At 57.9% G+C, this 19,767-nt stretch carries 18 protein-coding genes, 1 tRNA gene and 1 pseudogene; 10 read left to right on the plus strand and 10 right to left on the minus strand.

The genetic code is table 11. The annotated features are described in order from the left end of the window. Nucleotides 1–187: 187 nt before the first annotated feature. From Poly51_RS05650 to Poly51_RS05690, 9 genes are all read right to left on the minus strand, one after another. Nucleotides 188–260: transfer RNA gene (locus Poly51_RS05650), tRNA-Asn, on the minus strand. 67 nt (nucleotides 261–327) lie between these two features. Continuing rightward, nucleotides 328–996, minus strand: a complete 669-nt coding sequence (locus Poly51_RS05655; protein WP_246114291.1) for a hypothetical protein — start codon at nucleotides 994–996, stop codon at nucleotides 328–330. 153 nt (nucleotides 997–1,149) lie between these two features. Further along, complete coding sequence (locus Poly51_RS05660; RefSeq protein WP_146455279.1) at nucleotides 1,150–1,602, minus strand: YkgJ family cysteine cluster protein; 453 nt, start codon at nucleotides 1,600–1,602, stop codon at nucleotides 1,150–1,152. Between the two features lie 8 nt (nucleotides 1,603–1,610). Further along, nucleotides 1,611–2,768: an aminotransferase class V-fold PLP-dependent enzyme gene (locus Poly51_RS05665; protein ID WP_146455281.1), complete on the minus strand. Its 1,158-nt coding sequence runs from the start codon at nucleotides 2,766–2,768 to the stop codon at nucleotides 1,611–1,613. Beyond that, nucleotides 2,761–3,213: a molybdenum cofactor biosynthesis protein MoaE gene (locus Poly51_RS05670; protein ID WP_146455283.1), complete on the minus strand. Its 453-nt coding sequence runs from the start codon at nucleotides 3,211–3,213 to the stop codon at nucleotides 2,761–2,763. Before Poly51_RS05670 ends, Poly51_RS05665 begins: the two co-directional genes overlap by 8 nt. A gap of 8 nt (nucleotides 3,214–3,221) precedes the next feature. Then, a complete protein-coding gene (locus Poly51_RS05675) occupies nucleotides 3,222–3,470 on the minus strand; it encodes a MoaD/ThiS family protein (protein ID WP_146455285.1) in 249 nt (82 codons plus the stop codon). Continuing rightward, a complete protein-coding gene (locus tag Poly51_RS05680; RefSeq protein ID WP_146455287.1) occupies nucleotides 3,467–6,442 on the minus strand; it encodes an FAD-binding oxidoreductase in 2,976 nt (991 codons plus the stop codon). Before Poly51_RS05680 ends, Poly51_RS05675 begins: the two co-directional genes overlap by 4 nt. Nucleotides 6,443–6,570: 128 nt before the next feature. Beyond that, nucleotides 6,571–7,218, minus strand: a complete 648-nt coding sequence (gene folE, locus Poly51_RS05685) for a GTP cyclohydrolase I FolE (RefSeq protein ID WP_146455289.1) — start codon at nucleotides 7,216–7,218, stop codon at nucleotides 6,571–6,573. Between the two features lie 150 nt (nucleotides 7,219–7,368). Next, nucleotides 7,369–8,736 (minus strand): PQQ-binding-like beta-propeller repeat protein, encoded by a 1,368-nt coding sequence (locus Poly51_RS05690; protein ID WP_146455291.1) that lies wholly within the window; start codon nucleotides 8,734–8,736, stop codon nucleotides 7,369–7,371. A gap of 141 nt (nucleotides 8,737–8,877) precedes the next feature. Here Poly51_RS05690 and arfB point away from each other — a divergent pair. From arfB to Poly51_RS05740, 10 genes and pseudogenes are all read left to right on the plus strand, one after another. Beyond that, nucleotides 8,878–9,261, plus strand: a pseudogene (gene arfB, locus Poly51_RS05695) (alternative ribosome rescue aminoacyl-tRNA hydrolase ArfB); the annotation flags it as partial. 119 nt (nucleotides 9,262–9,380) lie between these two features. Continuing rightward, nucleotides 9,381–10,115 carry a UvrB/UvrC motif-containing protein gene (locus tag Poly51_RS05700; protein WP_146455296.1) on the plus strand — a complete coding sequence of 245 codons (735 nt, stop codon included), beginning with the start codon at nucleotides 9,381–9,383 and terminating at the stop codon, nucleotides 10,113–10,115. A gap of 58 nt (nucleotides 10,116–10,173) precedes the next feature. Continuing rightward, nucleotides 10,174–11,568: a sensor histidine kinase gene (locus tag Poly51_RS05705; RefSeq protein WP_146457148.1), complete on the plus strand. Its 1,395-nt coding sequence runs from the start codon at nucleotides 10,174–10,176 to the stop codon at nucleotides 11,566–11,568. A 91-nt stretch (nucleotides 11,569–11,659) separates the two neighbouring features. Beyond that, nucleotides 11,660–12,283: a response regulator transcription factor gene (locus Poly51_RS05710; protein ID WP_146455298.1), complete on the plus strand. Its 624-nt coding sequence runs from the start codon at nucleotides 11,660–11,662 to the stop codon at nucleotides 12,281–12,283. 71 nt (nucleotides 12,284–12,354) lie between these two features. After that, nucleotides 12,355–12,558 (plus strand): hypothetical protein, encoded by a 204-nt coding sequence (locus Poly51_RS05715; protein ID WP_146455300.1) that lies wholly within the window; start codon nucleotides 12,355–12,357, stop codon nucleotides 12,556–12,558. 41 nt (nucleotides 12,559–12,599) lie between these two features. After that, on the plus strand, nucleotides 12,600–14,018 hold the full coding sequence (miaB, locus tag Poly51_RS05720; protein WP_146455302.1) for a tRNA (N6-isopentenyl adenosine(37)-C2)-methylthiotransferase MiaB: 1,419 nt from the start codon (nucleotides 12,600–12,602) through the stop codon (nucleotides 14,016–14,018). 150 nt (nucleotides 14,019–14,168) lie between these two features. Further along, a complete protein-coding gene (locus tag Poly51_RS05725; RefSeq protein WP_146455304.1) occupies nucleotides 14,169–15,395 on the plus strand; it encodes a M16 family metallopeptidase in 1,227 nt (408 codons plus the stop codon). A 122-nt stretch (nucleotides 15,396–15,517) separates the two neighbouring features. After that, the gene (locus Poly51_RS05730) at nucleotides 15,518–16,753 is read left to right on the plus strand and encodes a M16 family metallopeptidase (RefSeq protein ID WP_146455306.1); all 1,236 of its coding nucleotides are present in this window, start codon (nucleotides 15,518–15,520) and stop codon (nucleotides 16,751–16,753) included. A gap of 189 nt (nucleotides 16,754–16,942) precedes the next feature. Next, the gene (locus Poly51_RS05735) at nucleotides 16,943–17,269 is read left to right on the plus strand and encodes a hypothetical protein (protein ID WP_146455308.1); all 327 of its coding nucleotides are present in this window, start codon (nucleotides 16,943–16,945) and stop codon (nucleotides 17,267–17,269) included. 144 nt (nucleotides 17,270–17,413) lie between these two features. Beyond that, on the plus strand, nucleotides 17,414–18,787 hold the full coding sequence (locus tag Poly51_RS05740; protein ID WP_186775366.1) for a cellulase family glycosylhydrolase: 1,374 nt from the start codon (nucleotides 17,414–17,416) through the stop codon (nucleotides 18,785–18,787). Between the two features lie 34 nt (nucleotides 18,788–18,821). Here Poly51_RS05740 and Poly51_RS05745 read toward each other — a convergent pair whose 3' ends face one another. After that, nucleotides 18,822–19,757 carry a tetratricopeptide repeat protein gene (locus Poly51_RS05745; RefSeq protein WP_146455312.1) on the minus strand — a complete coding sequence of 312 codons (936 nt, stop codon included), beginning with the start codon at nucleotides 19,755–19,757 and terminating at the stop codon, nucleotides 18,822–18,824. Nucleotides 19,758–19,767: the final 10 nt, after the last annotated feature.

The following is a 19,767-nucleotide window of genomic DNA, read 5'->3' on the forward strand; positions in this document are numbered from 1 at the left end:
GCGGGGCTAGACGGCGGGAAAAGAATGGTTTGGTACGGTGCCCGAACCGTCCAAGACGCAGGCGAAAAACCAAGTCGCGAGCGGGAACGCCGTAAAACACGGGATCAAACGCAAAAAGGCCGATGCGAGTGCATCGGCCTTTGGCGTTAACTGGTGGGCAGCAGCATTTCGCTACTGTCCAGAAAAGCTCCCCCGGCAGGACTCGAACCTGCGACAGGGTGATTAACAGTCACCTGCTCTACCGACTGAGCTACAGGGGATTGGGAGCTTGGGTTGGTTCCCGAGCGTGGGAATTTAATGAAGGTTGGCGTTGGTCGCAAGGGGAACTCAGGGCGTCGTGATCACGATGTCGTCAAACTCGTTGAGGTCGTCGAATGATCCGATCCCGATACGCCCGGCTCCGAAGGTCGTATCGGTCACTTCCATGTGTGGCTTGCTCATGTCGTCGAAGAATAGCTTGATTTCTCCGTTTTCGATGTTCCTTGTGACCCGGACGGTGTGCCAGTCGTCGTCCCAGGGAACCAATTTCTCGTTGTTAGTTAGCGCCAGACGGGGGGCCTCCTTCACGATCATGATTTGCCCGCTGTGAGGGTCCGGCTTCGCGCCCACGTGGACGTAATAGAAGTGCTGGTCGTCTTGGTAACCGAAAAACACGCAACAGTCGCGGTGATTGCCAGTGTCTTTGGTGCTGCGAACCCGGAAAGTGATGTCGCATGTTCCGACTTGGAGATCCTTGACCAGCGCGACGTGGCCCGGGCTGCGGACGGGCGGCTTGTACTCACTTTCGCGGGCCGTGATTTCGATTCCATGATTGCCGTCGTGATCGGTCATCCGCCAGGTCTTCGGATCCAGAAACTGCCATCGATCGAGGCCGCTTTCGAAGTCTTCGGAAAACACGACCTTCGGTTCGTCCGCGACACTCGACGAACCCAATGCGGTGAATGCCAAGCCAACGATGGTCAGCGAGGCGGCGAAGCACATGGCGGGCGATTTCATGGCGAAAATGTCTCGAAAAATGTCACGGGGGCGAAAAGGCAAACAGGGAACGTCATCATAGTCCTTTGCCGACCGAATGTGTCGGCAATATTCTGTCGAGGTTCATCGCGGGCCGTACAAACAAAGTCCATGAAGATTGCGGTGAGCGGGTCGCTACACGGACTTCTTCTTGCGTTGCACTTCGATTTTCTCGAGGGAATACAGTTTCCCTTGGCCGGCGCCGGGACAAACCTCGCACGTTTCTTTCCAGTCCCTTGGCTTGTTGAGGTTTGAGTCCCAAAACGGCCATGTTCGGCATTGGGTCGGACGCGAGGCGTAGACCGAACATTTTCGCGTGTCGGGATCCAGCAGGATGCAGTCGCCGTCGGGGTACTCGACAAGACTCTGTTGGGCGCCGACTTGGCGAACGAAGCGGTGCGAAAATGTCTCGACCGACATTTCCATCTCTTCGGCCATCGCGGCGATTTCTTTGTCGGCTACCCAGACGTATCCGGGGTCACCGCTACAGCAGGCGCCACACTGGGTGCATTCAAACCGGAGGCCGTCTTCGTACCACGGTGCTTGGACGGTTTTCGATTTGGCGTGGCGTTTGTTCTTTTTGTTCATCGTCAGAATCAAAGATCGCGAAAGATATGTTCGAGCGACTGGGCGACGGTTTCGATTTCGTCGTCGGACGTGAAGGGCGAGCCGCTGAACCGGAGTGTACCTGCCGGACCGCTTTCGATGCAGTCGTGGATCAGTGCGGCGCAGTGGAGGCCTGATCGTGTTTCGATGCCGAATTCAGAATCCAGGATGGCTGCCAAATCCGAAACCGCGTAGGCGGTGGAAGTGATGCTGGCAATCGGCAGTCGTGCTTCCGACGCGTGAAGGGTGACCGATGGAACCGAACGCAAGTGATCGTGCAATCGCCTTGCAATTTCGGTCGCCCGCGTGGCGCGGCGATCGAGTTCGGCGGGGGACAATGGGGTCAACGCCGCCAGCCAACCGGCGATGGCCGGCACGTTCAGATTGCCGGCTTCCATCATGTCGGGCATCGTGGTCGGCATGTTCAGCGATTCGCTATGGCTGCCGGTGCCGCCTTGGATCGTCGCACGCAACTCGCCATGCACCCGTTTGGATGCATACAAGAACGCGGTGCCGAGGGGACCGCCGGAGGACTTGTGTCCTGGCGCGGCCAACAGGTCGATGTGAGCATCGGCGACATCGATCGGAAGCGTGCCGAACGTCTGTGCCGCATCGCACAAGAATCGGGCGGGATGATCGGCGATCGATTGTCCGATTTCGCGGATCGGTTGGACGGCGCCGGTCACGTTGCTGGCCGACGTCACGGCGACCAAACGCGTTTGATCGGTGACTTCGTCGAGGACTCTTTGTGTGTCGACTTGCCCGCCGCGATCGGTGGGAACGACGGTGATCGTGATTTGTCCTCGCGATTGCCAATCGTAAAGCGGTCGCAGGACGGAGTTGTGTTCGGCGGCGGTGGTGACGACGTGATCGCCGGATCGAAGGATGCCGTGAATGGCGGCGTTGAGTGCGGCGGTACCGCTGCCGTGAAACGAAACGCAGTCGTCCGATTCGGCGCCGATGATCTTGGCGATCAGGCGTCGCGTTTGGGCGACGACCGAGCCGGCGTCGATGGCAGATTGGTACGCACCTCGTCCGGCCGCAGCGCCACAAGTTCTTGCGAAGTCGTCCATCGCCGCAAGGACTTCATCGGCCTTTGGCCACGACGTCGCGGCGTGATCCAGATAGATTCGTTTTCGGTCACTCATTCGGCGTGCTGTCCGAATCGGGGTGAACCCACTCTTGTTGACCGTCGGTGTAGGTTTCGCGTTTCCAAATCGGAACGTCGCGTTTGATCGCGTCCATCATCCAAGGCAGTGCCGCGAAGGTGTCGACGCGATGGGCGCTGCTGCAGCCGACCACGATGCTGGCTTCGCCGACAGGGACTCGCCCGATTCGGTGAACGATGACGACGTGGGCGAGCGAGTAAGTATCGATCGCTTGACGGGCGATTTGACCCAGTTGCTCGATCGCCATTGGTCGATGGGCTTCGTAGTCAAGCGTTTCGGTGATTCGGTCGTCGGTCGTTCGGCGGGTGACACCGACAAACCAACCATGCGCACCGACATCGGGGTCGCTGACTTTTTCGGTCAGCGCGTTCAGGTCGATGGGGGCGTCGACGATATCGATGTGGACGGTGGGATTGGCGGACATGATTGGGCTCAGCCGCCGCTGACGGGCGGAATCAACGCGATCGTCGAGTCTTCGTCGATGATGGATTGATCGATGACGTAGCGGTTGTCGACGGCCAGCCGGCACGAAGGAATCAACGGCGTTAGCTCCGGTGCGGCGACTTGTAATGCGTCGAATATGGCTCGTGCTTGGATCGGTGATCGGACTTCGACTTCGACGGTGTCGCGCCCGGCCAGTTGTTTAGCGCCGGCGAACATTTGGACTTGGATCTTGATCATATTTCTTGAAGCTCTTTTTCAATTTTTGGCATGCGGCCATACGCATAGGCGAGCAGCTTGAGCGGATGGATGGTGCTGCGTCCGCTGCCGTGTTCGATTTGCATTCGGCAGGCGCTGCATTCGGTCGTCGCCATCGATACTTTCGCGGATCGCATCGCTGAGATCAGCGGCCATCCGATCCGCAGGCTGTTGCGATAGTTTTTGCGTTGCAATCCCCACGTGCCGGCCATGCCCGTACAGCCGGCTTCGATGCGTTCGATTTCCATGCCCGGGATCAGTTCCAACAGCTTCGGACCGACTTGATGGGGGTCGAGGACGCGGAGGTGGCACGGTTGGTGATACGCGATGTGGGCGTCGATGTTCTGGAATTCGGTCGACAGCCGGCCGCCTTGGTGCAGGTTCCACAGATAGGCACAGGCTTCGTGCGAGTGTTCGGCAACCAAGTGTGCGTCCTCGTCATCGAGCAGATTGGGATACTCGTGTTTCAAGCAAAGGACGGCCGCCGGTTCGGTGGCGATGACGGTGTATCCGCTGCGGACGGCGTCGGCCAACAATCGAACATTGTGACGGGCGATCTTGCGGGCGCCCTTCAGGTCGCCGGCCGTGATCCTTGCCATGCCGGATCCGGATTGAGCGAGCGGGACGTAGATGCCGATGCTGTTTTGTTGCAGCACTTCGCCCAGCGCGCGGCCGATATCCGGGTCGTGGAAGTTTGCAAACTGGTCGACGAAATACAGAACTTTCAAACCGCCCTGAGGCAGCGGTCGTGTCCAGCGTCGGCGATGGGCGTGTCGCAAAAAAGTTTCACGAACGAACGGCGGCAGTTCCCGTGCCGCGGACAGTCCGAACAATTTTTCGGCGATCCAGCGCGTGAACTTTCCGCGGATCAATTGGTTCGATAGCCACGGTGCTCGCGATGCAAATGCGGCAACCAAATCGATGCGTCCCATCAACAGATCCGACACCGGCAAACCGTTGGTGGCGACGTACTGTGATTTCAACTCGCCGACAATTTTGGGGATATCAACCGACGCCGGGCATTCCAATCGACATTGGTGACAGTTGAAGCAAAGGTCGGTGATTTCCTTGGCCCGTTCGCCGGTCAAGTCATCGACGCTCAGTTGGCCACTCAAAACGCCTCGCAATAAGTTGGCTTTCGCGCGAGGGGACGCTTCTTCGCGGGGAGTGGCGCGAAAGACCGGGCATTGTCGTTCGCCGGGTGATGTCGTGCGACAGCGGGCACAGCCGTTACAGCTTTGTGCCACCGTCGTGATCATGCGGGCGGCTGGCCATTGTTGAAGCACTTGCAGTTGTGGTACCGACCGACCGGCTTGCTCGGCGGCCGCGATCGCCGATGGTTGGTCCGCTTCAACGATGATGCGATTGTCCGACGAGATGTCGATCGTTTGCGCGGTCGGACGCAGGTTCTCGTTCGGTTTTTGCAGCACAGCACCGAACAGTTTTCCGGGATTGAGTCGATGCTGCGGATCGAACAGTCGTTTGACTTGTCCCATCGCTTGCCAGAGGTCACCGAATTGAGCAGGCAATAGATACGAACGACTCAGTCCGGCCGCGTGTTCGACACTGACTTGGCCGCCATGTTCCCAAACGACTTCGGCGATCTGTTTCGAAATCGTGTGCAATCGCTTGTGATCGGCTTGTTGTCGGAGATCCAAAAACGGTCGCAAGTGCAATTGGCCGTGTCCGACGTGCGCGAACAGTGTCCCGGTGGCTTGGTTGCGTTTGAGCGTGTCTTGGATGGCGGTCAACACCGCCGGCAATCGCTGGCTCGGTACGGCAACGTCTTCGATGAACGGCACGGGCGACTCGGTGCCTTTGAATCGGTACAGTCGCGGAATCACGCGGCGCGATAACTGCCAATACAGATCCCGTTCGCTCTGTTTGACGGTATCCAGACTGGCAAACGACGCGTCGTGTCCGGTCGACATCGATTCGCGAATGGCAGCCAATCGGTCGTGCAGGTCTTCGAGCGATTCACTTTGGATTTCGACCAGCACCATGGCTTCGGCTTCGCGAGGCAGCAGTTCGGCGAACCGAGGGTCCGTGTCGCGAGCGATCTGAAGTAGTCGTCGATCCATCAAGTCGCAAGCGACCAAGCCGTGCTTGAGCGCCGCGACGGCGCCACGCGCGGCGATGTCTAGGCGATGGTAGAAACACAGCACAACACCACGATGGGTCGCGATCGGTTCGGTGCGAACGGTTGCGTCGATCAGGATTCCGAGCGTGCCCTGCGTACCGACCATGAACTTCGCCAAGTTCACTGCCCCGCTTGCATCGACGACGTCGTCGAGGCGGTACCCGCCGCGTGATTTCGGCGCAGTCGTGGTCGCGTCGAGCAGCGGCTGGAACTGGCTTTGAATCTCGGCGATGCCGCGTGCCAATCGGCCGGGTGTTCCAGGATCGTTGGGATGATGAACCGAAAGGTCTAGCAGTTCGCCGTCGACGGTAACGACGCGCATCGATTCGATGGTGTCGCGGGCCGAACCGCTGCGCATGTAGTGGCTGCCCGAGGCATTCGTGGCCAGCACGCTGCCCATCGTCGTGACCGATCGCGTGACGGGGTCGGGTCCGAACCAGCGTTGATGATCTCGCAAGGCTCGGTTGACTTCGGCAAGGATCGCGCCGCTTTGCACAACGACTCGCGACCCATCGGGCGAGATCGTGATCCGGCGCATGTAGCGGGTGAAGTCAATGATCAATCCGTTGCCCAGCGACTCGCCGGCCACACCGCTGCCGGTACCGCGCGGGTGCAGCGAAATCTCGTGCTCGGCTGCATACTGGGCCGTCGCCATGACGTCGGCGACGGTCCGAGGGCGGACGACACCGAGCGGTTCGACCTGATAGATGCTGGCGTCGGACGCATAAAGCTGGGTCATCAGCCGATCGCAGAACACATCTCCGCCGACAATGCCGCGAAGGTCGTCTTGGATGCGTTGCCGATCAATGTCCATGCGATTGTTTTGACCGCTTTGAAAGCGGGTTCCATCAAGCCGTTCCAGCAGATAATCGGTCCATTATACGCGAGAATCGCGAAATCGGCTGGTGGGGGCTGTCGCGGTTGCGCCGACTCGAATCTGGATCAGCTTTCGCGGTTGATCAGTCCGAGCACTTCGGCTCGCGATTTGGGGTCGTCGCGGAAGGCGCCGCGCATCGCGCTGGTCAGACATAGGCTGCCCGGCTTGCGTACACCCCGCATCGTCATACAGCTGTGCGTCGATTCGACGACGACGGCAACTCCGCGTGCCGAAAGCCGATCTTCGATCAGGTCGGCGACCGTTTGCGTCAGCCGTTCCTGCACTTGCGGGCGACGAGCGACTTCTTCGACGACGCGGGCCAGTTTGCTGAGTCCGACGACTTTGCCGCTGGGCAGGTAGGCGATGTGCGCCTTGCCGGTGAATGGCAGCAGGTGGTGTTCGCACATGCTACAGAAGCTGATGTCACGGACCAGCACGATTTCGTCGTAGTCTTCGGTGAAGACTTTTGCCAAGTGGCGGCCGGGATCGCTTTTCAGTCCGGCAAACATTTCGGCGTACATGCGGGCCACGCGAGCGGGGGTTTCCAGCAGGCCTTCTCGGTCGGGGTCTTCCCCGACGGCACCCAGAATGACGCGTACAGCCGACTCGATCGCCTTCAGGTCGACGGCGTCGTTGCGTGGTTCGTTAGGGTCGGCAAAGAACGCATGCTCGGATGGGTCTTTCGCAGGCGCGTGGGTGGCAGATTCGTGCACGTTTGGCTTCCGGGTTATCGTTTGAGTTCGCTCGTATCTTAATCCCGACCAGTCGATTCTGCACCGGGATGGACGCCGAAGGCCCTCGTTTGGCGTTCGACGGTGAATTTTACCGAGCCGGCTAGTGGCCCCAGCAAGGTCAACGTCGGGCTATCGCGACGCAGCAGTTTGCGACGTGGGAAACGTCAGGCAGACCACATTCTCGTCGCCGCGAACGATGACCCGATCGCCGACCACAATGGGGGCGGCCCAGCACGGGAAGGTCAGCGCCGGTCGGTCGCCATCGGGCTGTGTTAAATCCCAGGTCGCAACGATGTCGAGCTTGTCCGGATTGATTCGCAGAATTTCGATTCGGCCGCGTTCCTCCAATACGATCAAGTGATCACCGACGCGGGTGATCGAGGACCGGATGCGTCGAGGGTCGCTCCATTGGACACCGCCGGTTTTCCAGTCGATGCACCGGAGATCGCTGTCCGGCGAATTTCGACCACTGCATCCGTACAGAAAACCATCGGCCAAGATGGGCGTGGCCCAGTGGGATCGCATCGCTTGGCGCCGACGGTCGCCGGGAGGGTCGATCCAGACCGGTTCAAATGAGTCCGCGTTTATTTTCAGCAGCGCGCTGCCCACTTGGTAACATTCGCTGATGAAGACTTCATCCCCATCGACCACCGGCATCATCGCGTTGACGCTTTCGAGCATGTCGGCGCGATGGTCGAATCGCCAATGCACGGTTCCATCGGCGGGATCGATCATCATCAAACCGCCGCGGGCAAACGCGATGACGAATGGCTTGTCGCCAATCGTAACGGTGCGAGGACTGCTGTAGCTTGCCAAGTCCTCGCCGGTCCGCCATCGCTCGCTGCCGTCGGACTGGTCGAATGCCACGATGGCGGATCCGTTGGGCGAGACACGGTTCAACTGCATCGGCGCAATGTTTTGATCGGCGACGGGGCTTCCGCCGACCATCACGATGACCATGTCGTCGACGATCAGTGGTGAGGAGCCGACGCCGAAGAAGTTTTGGATGACACCGTACTTTTCACCAGTGTCCACCGACCAGACGAGTTTGCCGTCGCCGATATCGCGGCAAGACAATCGTCCATCGACGCCGAAGGTAAATATACTTTCGCCGTGGATGGTGGGCGTGCTGCGCGAACCTTCTTCATAGCCAAACATGTCTCGATAGGTCATCGGTGACGTCACCGACCAGATCGTGTTGCCGTTTTCCACGTCCCTCGCGGTCAGGCGTTCATTTTCGCTGTCGTCGGTGGCATCGAAATGATAGTAGCGTCCACCGGCGACGGATCCTAACCCGTACCCGGGCCCGACTTTCGCAGACCATTGGTAGATCGGCGGTTTGGCCCAGTCGATGGATTCGATCCGTTCCATCGGTGCGGCGGCGGTGCTGTCGTACTTCGATCCCAAGAATCGCGGCCACTCGTCTTGCGAATGGGCGCACATCGCCCCGCCGGCAGAGAGTCCGAATGACAGAAGAATACGGTAAAGTGTTTGCATCTGCGGATTGAACTTATTTCGCTAGGCAACGCTGGGATTCGCGATGCAGCGCCAGAAACGAAACCGTGACCCACTCGAAATTAGACCACATCCATGGCCGATCTGTACGTGAACCATCGTTTGTCGATACCGGAAAAGGAGATCGGCATCACCACCGCGCGCAGCAGCGGTCCGGGTGGTCAAAATGTGAACAAGGTGAATTCAAAGGTCACTCTGCATTGGTCACCGGCCCAATGCGAGTCACTGGACCCGGCGTGGCGGCGACGTTTCGTTGCTCGCCAATCCAACCGGATCAACCGCGAGGGCTACTTGGTGCTTCACAGCGACAAGTATCGCGACCAAGTTCGCAATCTGGCCGACTCGCGGCAAAAGTTGGTTGATTTGTTGCTCGAATGCCAGGATGCGCCGACACCTCGTAAGGCGACGCGTCCGTCACGGGCAAGCCAGCGGCGGCGGATGGACCAGAAAACGCGTCAGTCGCAGAAAAAGCAAGGCCGCGGCGGGTCTTGGGGTGGCGATAGCTGAACCGTCTCTTTTGCCGTTCCTTCACGCGGGACCCTTCGCTGGTATACTTGGGCCAGGGACCAGACACACGGCTGAACGTCCCAATCGTCCCGAAGGTTTTCTCCCCGTGACACGGATTGATGAAGCGTAAACAACACCTCGACGACATGCTGTCGAACTGGAAATTTGACCCCGCCACATTGAATGTGCGGATGGTCAAAGGTAAAGACAGCCGCGATTTGATTCAAATGCGAGTCGACATGGGGGTGTTGCAGTTGGAAACGACCGGCCGTCCTGATGGCGAATTGGTGCATGCCCATCAAACGATGCTGGAATGGTTGCTGCAAAAGCAATTGGACGAACCCGGATACGTCCTGAACGAAGACGAATGCAATGACGTCGATCGCGAATTCATGCAGTTCTATCATCGCCGCATTTGTTGGCTGCGGCTGGAATATTATTCACGAGCGGTGATGGATGCGGATCACACGCTGCGTTTGATGGACATCAGCGGCCAGATGAGTCCCGACGAAGAGTGGTCGCAAACGCACGAACAGTATCGACCGTTCGTGTTGTTCCATCGCACTCAGGCGGCCGCGTTGGGTGAATTGGAAGATGATACCGCCGAAGAAGCCGTGCAAGCGATCAACCGCGGGCTGGAAACGATGCGAAGCTTCTTCATCAAACACGAGGCCGAAGAGCATTTCGACAACGATGAATTGGTGGTCCGGTTGATCGATCTGCGTGAATCGCTGAGGACGGAATACGAAGTCGGCAAGACGTTGAACGAAAAACTAGAAGAAGCCGTCGCGGGCGAGCAATACGAGTTGGCGGCAAGATTGCGAGACGAACTGACGCGGCGCGAACTGAATTAGGGTTGGCGCGATACTCAATCCATGAACCATGATGCGATCGTCGCGTGACACACTTTCGATACCGTTGATCGCGCCGGCGCCATTGGGGTCGTCGAAATGGTTGTTGCACCTACGGTCGTTCGCGGTCGCCGGTCAATTGGCGACGATCTTGGCAACACAGTTGTTGACCAGCATCGCTTTGCCGTTCACGTGGCTGATCGCGCTGGTCGGTTTGACGGCGGTCACCAATGCGATGTACGCGTGGTGGTTGATCCACCATGACCATGGTGAGAAATTTTCGCCCAACGGCCTATCCCCTATTCCCTATGCCGATCACGAATCGGGGTTACGGCACGGCGTCGCTTTGACGTTGATGTTGTTGGATCTGGTCACGTTGACGGCGATGCTTTACTTGAGCGGTGGTGCCGGCAACCCGTTCAGCTTTTTTTACTTTGTCAACTTAGCGGTCGGCGGCGTGATGATTCGGCCGCGAGCGGCTTGGAGTATGGCGGCGACGGCAATCGCGGGTTACACGTTCTTGTTGTTCCTGTCGCGGCCGATCGACGGATTCGGAAGCGCCACCTCCAATGCCCTGAGTCTGAATTCGCTCGGATTGATGTTTGCATTCTCAACGTGCGCGACGGTGGTGACTTATTTCGTGACTCGCACGGCGGGACAGTTGAAAGAACGCGAACGTCAATTGCTTCGCGCCCAAGCCGATCAAGCAGCCAGTCACCGGTTGGAGAGTCTGACGACGTTGGCGGCCGGGGCGGCGCACGAACTGGCGACACCGCTTTCGACGATCGACGTGATCGTGCGAGAGCTGTCACGGCACCTCGAGGGATGCGAGAAACCCGAGACGGTCGATACCGACTTGCGACTGATCGATGGCCAGTTGGAAATGTGTCGGCAAATTTTGCAGCGCATGCGGTCCGCCGCTGGTGATTCAACGACGCCGAATTGGGATCACACGACGGTCGGCGATTTGATCGACACGGTGTTGGACGGCATCCGCGACCCTCACCGTGTCGATGTGCTTGACGGAACCGACGCGGTTGAAGGCACGCCGCTTTGGGTGCCGCAAGAGGCCGTTGCCCAAGCGGTTCGCAATTTGATTCACAACGGGTTGGACGCCAGCGGCGACGCGGGGCGAGTCCGGCTGGAGCCCCGTTTGATCGGCGATCAGCTTCAATTGTCAGTGATCGATACGGGCCATGGCATGACGCCCGAGGTACTCGATCGGGCGTCGGATCCTTTCTTCACGACCAAAGAACCGGGTCGGGGGATCGGCTTGGGATTGTTTCTGACTCGCAACGTCATTTCCCAGCTCGGCGGCGATCTTCGATTTCGGTCCGGCCCGGGTGCCGGCACCGAAGCGGTTGTCACGATCCCGCTGGATAACCCCCGCCGCGAGTTCCAATCGCTGGGCAACTATGATCTGCCGATCGGCGATGAAGTTGTTAACACGCGATAAAATCGATCGGTTTGAATGTCGTCGGGGCGGGTAAATGAAGTACGATAGCCCTTCGCCCCGTCCTTCCGTTTTTCCCTCAAAGGATTTTGACATGATTGATCCGGCCACCGAAAACGCCACCGTTTATGACACGGCGACGGTGGGGGCTGAGAGCATCTTGTTGGTCGATGACACATTCGTACTTCGCGAACGCTTGTCGATGGCGATGCAACAGCGGGGGTTTCGTGTCGAAACGGCCGGCAACTTTGACGAGGCTGTCGAAGTGTTCCGCAATCGGCCAACCGATTTGGCGGTGCTGGATCTGCGGATGCCAGGCAAGAGCGGCTTGGAACTGCTACGAAAACTGCTGCAGATGAAGCCCGGGACGCGAGTGATCATCTTGTCGGGATTCGGCAGTATTCCGGCATCGATTGACGCCGTCCGCGCCGGTGCGGTCAATTTTCTAAGCAAACCAGCGGATGCCGACGATATTCTTGGGGCCTTTGTCCGTGGCGACGATCCGTCCGTCCCCGAGGGGGCTTTGGCCTTTCCCGCGCCGTCGCTGGCTCGCAACGAATGGGAGCATATCCATCGGGTTTTGTCGGATTGTGGCGGCAACATCAGCGAAGCTGCTCGTCGACTGGGGATCCACCGCCGCAGTTTGCAGCGAAAACTGCGCAAACGGGCTCCCGAGGACCCCGCGTTGCCCCAATTGATCGACGACGAAGACGAGTGATTGATTGCAACTGGGGGGCTTTGTCGTGACAAGTCCTGGCCTAGTTTTTCGCGGGCGGGTATCTTGACGCAATGTTTGCCGACATTGTCGAAACGCTGATTTCCCCTGAGACCGCCCTGTGGTTGGTCGTGTCGGTGATGGCCGGCCTGGTTTTGCTTGGCACCCTCAATCGACGTCGAAGTCGTTTGACGGAGACGCTGAAGGATTTTGTTGAGCGAACGCAAGAAGCGTCGGCGCCTCCGACGCAAGAATCGGACGATTCCAAATCTGATTGAGATCCCGATCAAAGCCCATTGCCTCGGAAGATAATTCACTGATGTCAAACCGCGTCTACATCAAGACTGTCGGCTGCCAAATGAATGTTTTGGACAGCGAGATGGTGATCGCCGACCTGAAACGTCACGGTTACACCGTCGTCGATTCCGCCGATGACGCCGATTGCGTCCTTTACAACACTTGCAGCATCCGCGAGCAGGCCGAAGAGAAAACGTACAGCGCCCTGGGGATCATTCGCCAAGCCAAAGAGCGAGATCCGTCCAAGGTGATTGGCGTCATGGGATGCATGGCCCAAAAGGATCAAGAACTCGTTTTCAAACGGGCCCCGTATGTCGACTTGGTCGTCGGACCCGGCCAGCTTCACACGATCCCAACGCTGTTGGACAAAGTTCGCGGCGGCGAAGGTCGCCAGATGGCCGTCTCGCTCGACCGCAAGGCCGGTTCGCAATTGGAGATCGCGCGCAGTCACGAGACGTTTGATCCGCTGCGCGATCCGACGATGCGACCGACGCCTTTCCAAGCGTATCTGCGTATCCAAATCGGTTGCGACAAGTTTTGTACGTACTGTGTCGTTCCCAACACACGCGGCCCCGAACAAGGCCGTGCACCGGAGCAGGTCTATGCCGAAGCGAAGGTACTGGCCGAACAAGGGGCACGCGAGATCACGCTGCTGGGCCAGACCGTCAATAGTTATCGATTCAAGCACGACGACGGCAACGTCACCGATATGGCTTCGCTATTGGAACGTCTGCACGACATCGACGGCATCGAACGAATCAAGTTCGTGACGAACTATCCCAAGGACATGACCGAGCGTCTGTTGCAAACGATTCATGACTTGCCAAAGGTCTCGCCCTACTTGCACGTGCCAGCACAAAGCGGCAGCGACGAAGTGCTCAAGCGGATGAAGCGTGGCTACACGATCGCCGACTACATGGCGATGATGGAACGGATCGAACGCATTTTGCCCGAAGCCGCAATCAGCAGCGACTTCATCGTCGGGTTCTGTGGCGAAACCGAGGACGACTTTCAAAAATCGATCGAGTTGATCAAACGTTGCCGTTTCAAAAACAGTTTCATCTTCCAGTACAGCGTCCGTCCGGGTACCAAAGCGGCCGAGCGGTTGGTCGACGACGTGCCTCGCGATGTAAAGGCACGTCGCAACAACGACTTGTTGGCCGTTCAGGACGAAGTGGCCAAGGAAGACAACTTGAAACTAATCGGGTCAACGGTGGAAGTTTTGGTCGAAGGGCCCAGCAAGAAGGCGGCGAAGAGTGATGATGGTTCGAATATCACTCAAATGATCGGACGCACACATTGTGACCGGATCGTCGTGTTCGACGGCAACCGTCGCCAAGCCGGACAATTCATGTCCATCCAAATCGATGACGCCAGCAGCCACACTTTGATCGGACGCGTCAAAACGGTCGAAGTGGTATCGCTCGGTTCGCTGGTTTGAAGTCGTTCCAAAAGAGACCTGTCCGATCAGCGGATAGGCGCGGGGCACGGTTTTTAACGAAAACAACCGTGGCGAACGTTGAACGACTTTTGCATAGCCATTTAGTACACCGTTGAAAAGGAAAATTCACTGAACACGCTTCCCGAAACCATGCCGATTCATCACGAGACTTTTCCCAACGGCATGACCGTGCTGGTTCAGCCCATGCCTTGGCAGCGAACGGCAGCGTTCTCGTTGTCATTGCGAGGCGGTATCCAGGCTGAGCCCGTCGATCGCGGCGGATTGAGCGGGTTGGTTTGCGAGATCGTTCAGCGCGGCGCCGGCTCGCAAAGCAGTCGCGATCTGGTTGCGATTCAAGATAACCTTGGCATCGATCGCAATTCGGGCGTATCGACGGCCATGTCGTCCTTCACGTGTGCGATGCCCGCCGATTCGTTGGAACCGGCGCTCGAATTGTACGCCGACATTGTTCGCCGACCTCACTTGCCCGCTGACCAATTGGACGATGCGCGGATGATGTCGATTCAAGAACTTCGCGCGATGGAAGACGAACCGACGCATCGCGTGATGCGACGGTTGCGCGAGGTTCACTATGGTGACCTGTTGGGGCGATCGATTCATGGAACCGTCGAAGGGTTGGAATCCATCACTCAAGATCACGTTCGCGAATATTACACCGAGCACTATCACGCCGGCGGCGCGATCTTGGCCGTGGCGGGGAACGTCGACGTGGTGGATGTGGTCGAGTGGGCGAAGGCGAATTTTGGTGACTGGAAATCGGGTTCGGTGTCGCCGCTTCCCGCACCCACCGGCAAGGCGACCTATGAACACATCACGTCGCCGTCGAGTCAAACGCACATCGGATTCTCGTTCCCTTGCATCCCCTACGGTCACGAGGACTACTTCAAAATGCGAGCGGGGATCGGCATCCTTAGCGATGGAATGAGCAGTCGATTGTTTGACCGCGTCCGCGAGAAACGTGGGCTTTGTTACACGGTGTCGGCGAGTTGCCATTCGCTGAAGCATTGTGGCGGCGTGTTCGGATATGCCGGAACGACACCCGAGCGGGCACAGGAAACATTGGATGTGACGGTACGAGAAATCGAACACATGATCGACGACTTGGATGTCGGCGAACTGGATCGATGGAAGGTGCGAATCGAGAGCGGCTTGATCATGGAGCAGGAATCGAGTGCATCGCGAGCCGCATCGCTGGCGTCGGATTGGTACCAGATCGAACGCGTGATGACGATGGAAGAGATCGAGTCCGAGATCGCGTCGTTGACGCTGGAAGACGTTCGCAAGTATTGGTCCGATCATCCGCCACGCGGCTATCGAATCGTCACGCTGGGTCCGGATCCGCTAAAGGTCGCGTAAGCGTCTTGTGCACTCGCGATGCCGCTCGCGAGCATTCAAGTTTTCCCAACTGGCTTTGCCGGTTCCAAGCCCGCGAGCGGCATCGCGGGTCCATCAACGGTTGCCCGCAGCTTTCGACCAACATGCCTGAATTCAAACAAGCTACTTTGCCCAACGGTTTGCGAATCATCGCGGAAACCGACCCGCGTGGGTACTCTGCCGCACTTGGTTATTTTGTCCGAGCGGGCGCCCGGGATGAAGTCGATTTCGAATCCGGTTTGAGTCATTTTCTTGAACACATGATGTTCAAGGGGACCGCCCGTCGCAGCGCGACCGACGTCAATCGCGAACTCGACGAATTGGGCGGAAACAGCAACGCGTATACCAGTGAAGAACAAACGGTCTACTATGCGACGGTGTTGCCCAAGTTCCAGGACCGCTTGGTCGACTTGTTGACCGACATGATGAGCCCGTCGCTTGCCGAAGACGATTTCAACACAGAGCGGCAAGTCATCTTGGAAGAGATCGCCAAGTACGAAGACCAGCCACCGTTCGGCGCGTTCGAGCGAGCCATGGAAGTCTACTTCGGGCCACGCGGTCTAGGCCGCCGCGTGTTGGGAACGGCCGAATCGATTCGCGCCGTTTCGGCCGGCGCGATGCGAGACTATTTCAATCGACGGTATCGACCCGAGAATATCGTGTTGGCGGCAACCGGAAATGTGGACTTCGACGGATTGGTCGATCAAGTCACCAAGGCGACGTCCGAGTGGTCGAGCCGTCCGTTGCCATCGCAACCGGCGGCAGATGACACCGGTACGGTACCCGAAGGTATCGAACTGGAACGACGTCTTTCGATTGCCGATGCACACCAGGCTTACTTGATTCGCATCTCGGCGGGCCCCAGCATCACGGACGAAGATCGCTACGCGACGCGGTTGTTGGCATCGATCATCGGTGACGAAGGCGGCAGTCGTTTGTTTTGGGAATTGATCGATACGGGCCGCGCGGAAGTCGCCACGGTTTGGTCACAAGAGTTTCTCGACAACGGCGCCTGGTTCACCTATTTGTCATGCGATCCTGGTGACTTGGATTCCAATCGAGGGCTGTTTGATGGTGTGATCCAACGTGTCGTCGATGATGGCGCGGAGCAATCGGAGCTCGACCAAACGATCAACAAGGCCGTGGCCGCCTTGATCATGCAGAGCGAGCGGCCGGGGAACCGATTGTTCGGTTTGGGTAGTCGTTGGTTGACAACGGGAAAGTATCACAGCCTCGATACCCAACTGGATCGGCTACGCGGCGTTTCGGTCGAACAAGTTTCCGCGGCGGCGAAGAAATATCTGGTCAATGAACCGGTGGAAATCATCGCCTGCGAGTGATTTCTCGTTGACCTTCGCGGCTCGTTTCGCAACGAATCTGGCAAAGCGGAAGTCTTGCATGGATGACGGAAAAGCGTTGATAGCGGCGCCGGCTCAATTCGTTGCCTCTGTGGCGTAGATCGTTCTTATTCGTGTCGGGCGCAACCGTAAGCAAAAGGGGTACTACTCTCTTTTTATGAGACCTTAGCGATGACGAGTCTGACCCAAGTAGCCATCTTTTGTGTCTGTATCGCAGGTGCAATGGCCGGTTGCGGCAAGCCTACGAATCGAACGGTTGCCGACGGCATCGATAAAGACGCAATCAAAGCCTACGAAGCGAGCATGGCAGCCCTAGAGGGTTCCCAGACAAACATGGATATCGATGGAAAGGACGACGCGGATCCGATTCGGCCGCGGGACGACCTCGTGATGATGGGCTGCCTTGTTCACTTCAAAGAGTCGGATCACTTCCCGAATTCAATGGCACGACGGCACTTTCGACTTCGTACGAAGAACAAAGTGATGCCGTTCCATTAAGCTGGTGTGGAGAGGGCTTAGACTCGGCCGACTCGTTCCACCTATCGGGATTCCGCTATGGATCATCAGCGATCGTCAATTTGGTTTCATGCCGCGTTGATCTGCACTTGTTTTGCGGTCTGTCATTCGGCTTTTGCCGAACCGTTGTCGTTACATCCGAAGAACGCTCGATACTTTTTGTTTCGAGACAAGCCGACGGTGCTGGTCACGTCGGGCGAACACTATGGCCTGCTTTGCAATGCCGCGTTCGACGTTGACGCGTACTTTGACGAACTGGCATCGGATGGGTTGAATCACACGCGGATTTTTGCGGGGGCGTACCGTGAAGTTCCCGGTTCATTCGGAATCACCAAAAACACACTCGCGCCCGCCGACCGCGATTTTATCAGCCCGTGGCAGCGGACCGATGCGACGCATCGCGATGGGGCGCCGATCTTTGATTTGACGAAGTGGGACGATGCCTACTTTGCACGACTGAATAAGATTCTTAACGCGGCTTCGAAGCGCGACATCGTCGTCGAACTGTGTCTGTTCAGCCCGATGTACAAGCCAGACATTTGGGACGTCAATCCGATGAACGTTCGGAACAACGTCAATGCGGTGGGTGACGTCGGTTCACAGCAAGTCTTCACGACCGACCACGACGACCTGCTTGCCGTCCAGAAACGATTGGCGGAGAAGTTGACGGAGTCTGTCGCATCGTTCGACAATGTTTACATCGAAATTTGCAATGAACCGTACTTCGGTGGCGTCACTGAAGCTTGGCAGAACGCGATCATCGATGCCGTCGTCGCGAAGCAGAAGGCGATCGGTGTTTCGCATCTGATTTCGGTCAACGTGGCCAACAAATCAAAGAAGGTCGAAATGCCTCATCCGGCTGTTTCTATCTTCAACTTTCACTACTGCCATCCACCCATCGTCGTTGCCGAGAACGCGGACGTGCATGGTGTGATCGGCGAGAACGAAACCGGATTTCGAGGCAACGCAGACTTCCTGTATCGAACCGAGGCGTGGGACTTTTTGGTCGCCGGCGGAGCGACGTACAACAACCTGGACTATTCGTTCAGCGTTGATCATCCGCGCGGCACGCAATCGGGATACACGTCGCCCGGTGGCGGCAGCAAAACGCTTCGGCAACAGTTAAGCGTCCTCAAGCAGGTTTTCGACGGTTTGCCGATCCCGCAACTGCGCCCGCTGCCCAAGCGTTTTGCGACGGCGTCGCACGACTTGGTCGCGTCAGCCATCGGTGATACGGCGAATCAATTCTTGGTCTATGTGCACGTCGAGTTGCCGGGGCGCATGAAGGACCAATCGCCCGATGCGTTCACGCAACCGATCGAGGATGCTTCGGTCACAGTGTCGCTGCCGAAGGGAACCTATCGGACCGTGGTGATCGATACGAAGACGGGCGAACAGACGGTCACCCGAGTGGTCGTCGGTGCGAACGATCCGACATCACAGAAGCTGCCGCGATTCGTTACTGACATCGCTGTCCTGTTCCAGCGTGACGCGGATTGACACGGATGGACGACGAAGCGGCTTGGGCAACTGCCTATTCGAATCGGGGCGATGGCATCGCTTCGATGCTGGGCGGGATCATGTCGAACGATGCCGGGTCGGGAATCGAAATCGACGGGATCGGCTCGGGCGGTGGCGGCGGTATTTCGTTCGACGGTGGCAGCAGCGTTTGTGTCGCTGGGATTCGTTTCGATGGGACTCGCGGCGCCGACCGTTCGCGAAAATTTGGTTCGTCCGTTGGTATCGAAACTTCGGGCCGCGACTTGGGTGTTAGGTCGATGATGCGATCTTCGATGCGAAACTCAATCGCTTCGTCCGATTCGTCATCTTTGCCGCCGTCGAAGTCGGGTGTCTCGGGACCACGGTCGAGTGTGTCATTAAAAAACAGTCCGAGTTGACGATCGGCCCAGCGTCGCCACTCTGGCCGTGTTTCGATCAACACCAAATCTTTGAGTTGTTCGTTCAAATCGAAGCCCGATTCGCCCAACCGAATTCTCAATCGAACCAGATTGCCTAAGAAGACCGGGTTCGCCGGCGCCATCTGGACCGCTTGCACGTACAGGTCCAATGCTTCGGAAACCTTGCCGGCCGATTCCAGCGTCAGTGCCAAGTTGTAGTAGACGATCGGATCATTCGGCATGAACTCCATCGCCTGTTCGAAGGCCAACACGGCCTGGTACAGATTGCCCTGCTCGAAATGCAGCAGGCCCAAATTGTTGTGGGCGGGACCGTAGGTTTCATCGGCTTGGATGGCCGACATGAATTTTTCAGCGGCTTCGTCGATATTGTCGTGACCGAGCGCCTTCACTCCCGCGGCGGTCTGCTTACGAGCTCGAACGGGATTTTGGGCCGACTGGACTTGGATGATGGTTTCGTTTCCGTTCTTCCACGACGCGCAGCCGACCATCGTACAGGTGATCAAGACACCAGCACCAACGTCGCAGAGCCATCCTCGCGAAAGCCGCTTCATCCGTGAAGTC

Origin of the sequence: Rubripirellula tenax, assembly GCF_007860125.1 — a bacterium.
Classification (GTDB): Bacteria; Planctomycetota; Planctomycetia; order Pirellulales; family Pirellulaceae; genus Rubripirellula; species Rubripirellula tenax.

What these genes read in the sequence shown, in the direction of transcription:
- Poly51_RS05655 (WP_246114291.1), bottom strand. Translation starts at nt 996, where the DNA reads ATGAAATCGCCCGCCATGTGCTTCGCCGCCTCGCTGACCATCGTTGGC.
- Poly51_RS05660 (WP_146455279.1), bottom strand. Translation starts at nt 1,602, where the DNA reads ATGAACAAAAAGAACAAACGCCACGCCAAATCGAAAACCGTCCAAGCA.
- Poly51_RS05665 (WP_146455281.1), bottom strand. Translation starts at nt 2,768, where the DNA reads ATGAGTGACCGAAAACGAATCTATCTGGATCACGCCGCGACGTCGTGG.
- Poly51_RS05670 (WP_146455283.1), bottom strand. Translation starts at nt 3,213, where the DNA reads ATGTCCGCCAATCCCACCGTCCACATCGATATCGTCGACGCCCCCATC.
- Poly51_RS05675 (WP_146455285.1), bottom strand. Translation starts at nt 3,470, where the DNA reads ATGATCAAGATCCAAGTCCAAATGTTCGCCGGCGCTAAACAACTGGCC.
- Poly51_RS05680 (WP_146455287.1), bottom strand. Translation starts at nt 6,442, where the DNA reads ATGGACATTGATCGGCAACGCATCCAAGACGACCTTCGCGGCATTGTC.
- Poly51_RS05690 (WP_146455291.1), bottom strand. Translation starts at nt 8,736, where the DNA reads ATGCAAACACTTTACCGTATTCTTCTGTCATTCGGACTCTCTGCCGGC.
- Poly51_RS05700 (WP_146455296.1), top strand. Translation starts at nt 9,381, where the DNA reads ATGAAGCGTAAACAACACCTCGACGACATGCTGTCGAACTGGAAATTT.
- Poly51_RS05710 (WP_146455298.1), top strand. Translation starts at nt 11,660, where the DNA reads ATGATTGATCCGGCCACCGAAAACGCCACCGTTTATGACACGGCGACG.
- Poly51_RS05715 (WP_146455300.1), top strand. Translation starts at nt 12,355, where the DNA reads ATGTTTGCCGACATTGTCGAAACGCTGATTTCCCCTGAGACCGCCCTG.
- miaB (WP_146455302.1), top strand. Translation starts at nt 12,600, where the DNA reads ATGTCAAACCGCGTCTACATCAAGACTGTCGGCTGCCAAATGAATGTT.
- Poly51_RS05725 (WP_146455304.1), top strand. Translation starts at nt 14,169, where the DNA reads ATGCCGATTCATCACGAGACTTTTCCCAACGGCATGACCGTGCTGGTT.
- Poly51_RS05730 (WP_146455306.1), top strand. Translation starts at nt 15,518, where the DNA reads ATGCCTGAATTCAAACAAGCTACTTTGCCCAACGGTTTGCGAATCATC.
- Poly51_RS05735 (WP_146455308.1), top strand. Translation starts at nt 16,943, where the DNA reads ATGACGAGTCTGACCCAAGTAGCCATCTTTTGTGTCTGTATCGCAGGT.
- Poly51_RS05745 (WP_146455312.1), bottom strand. Translation starts at nt 19,757, where the DNA reads ATGAAGCGGCTTTCGCGAGGATGGCTCTGCGACGTTGGTGCTGGTGTC.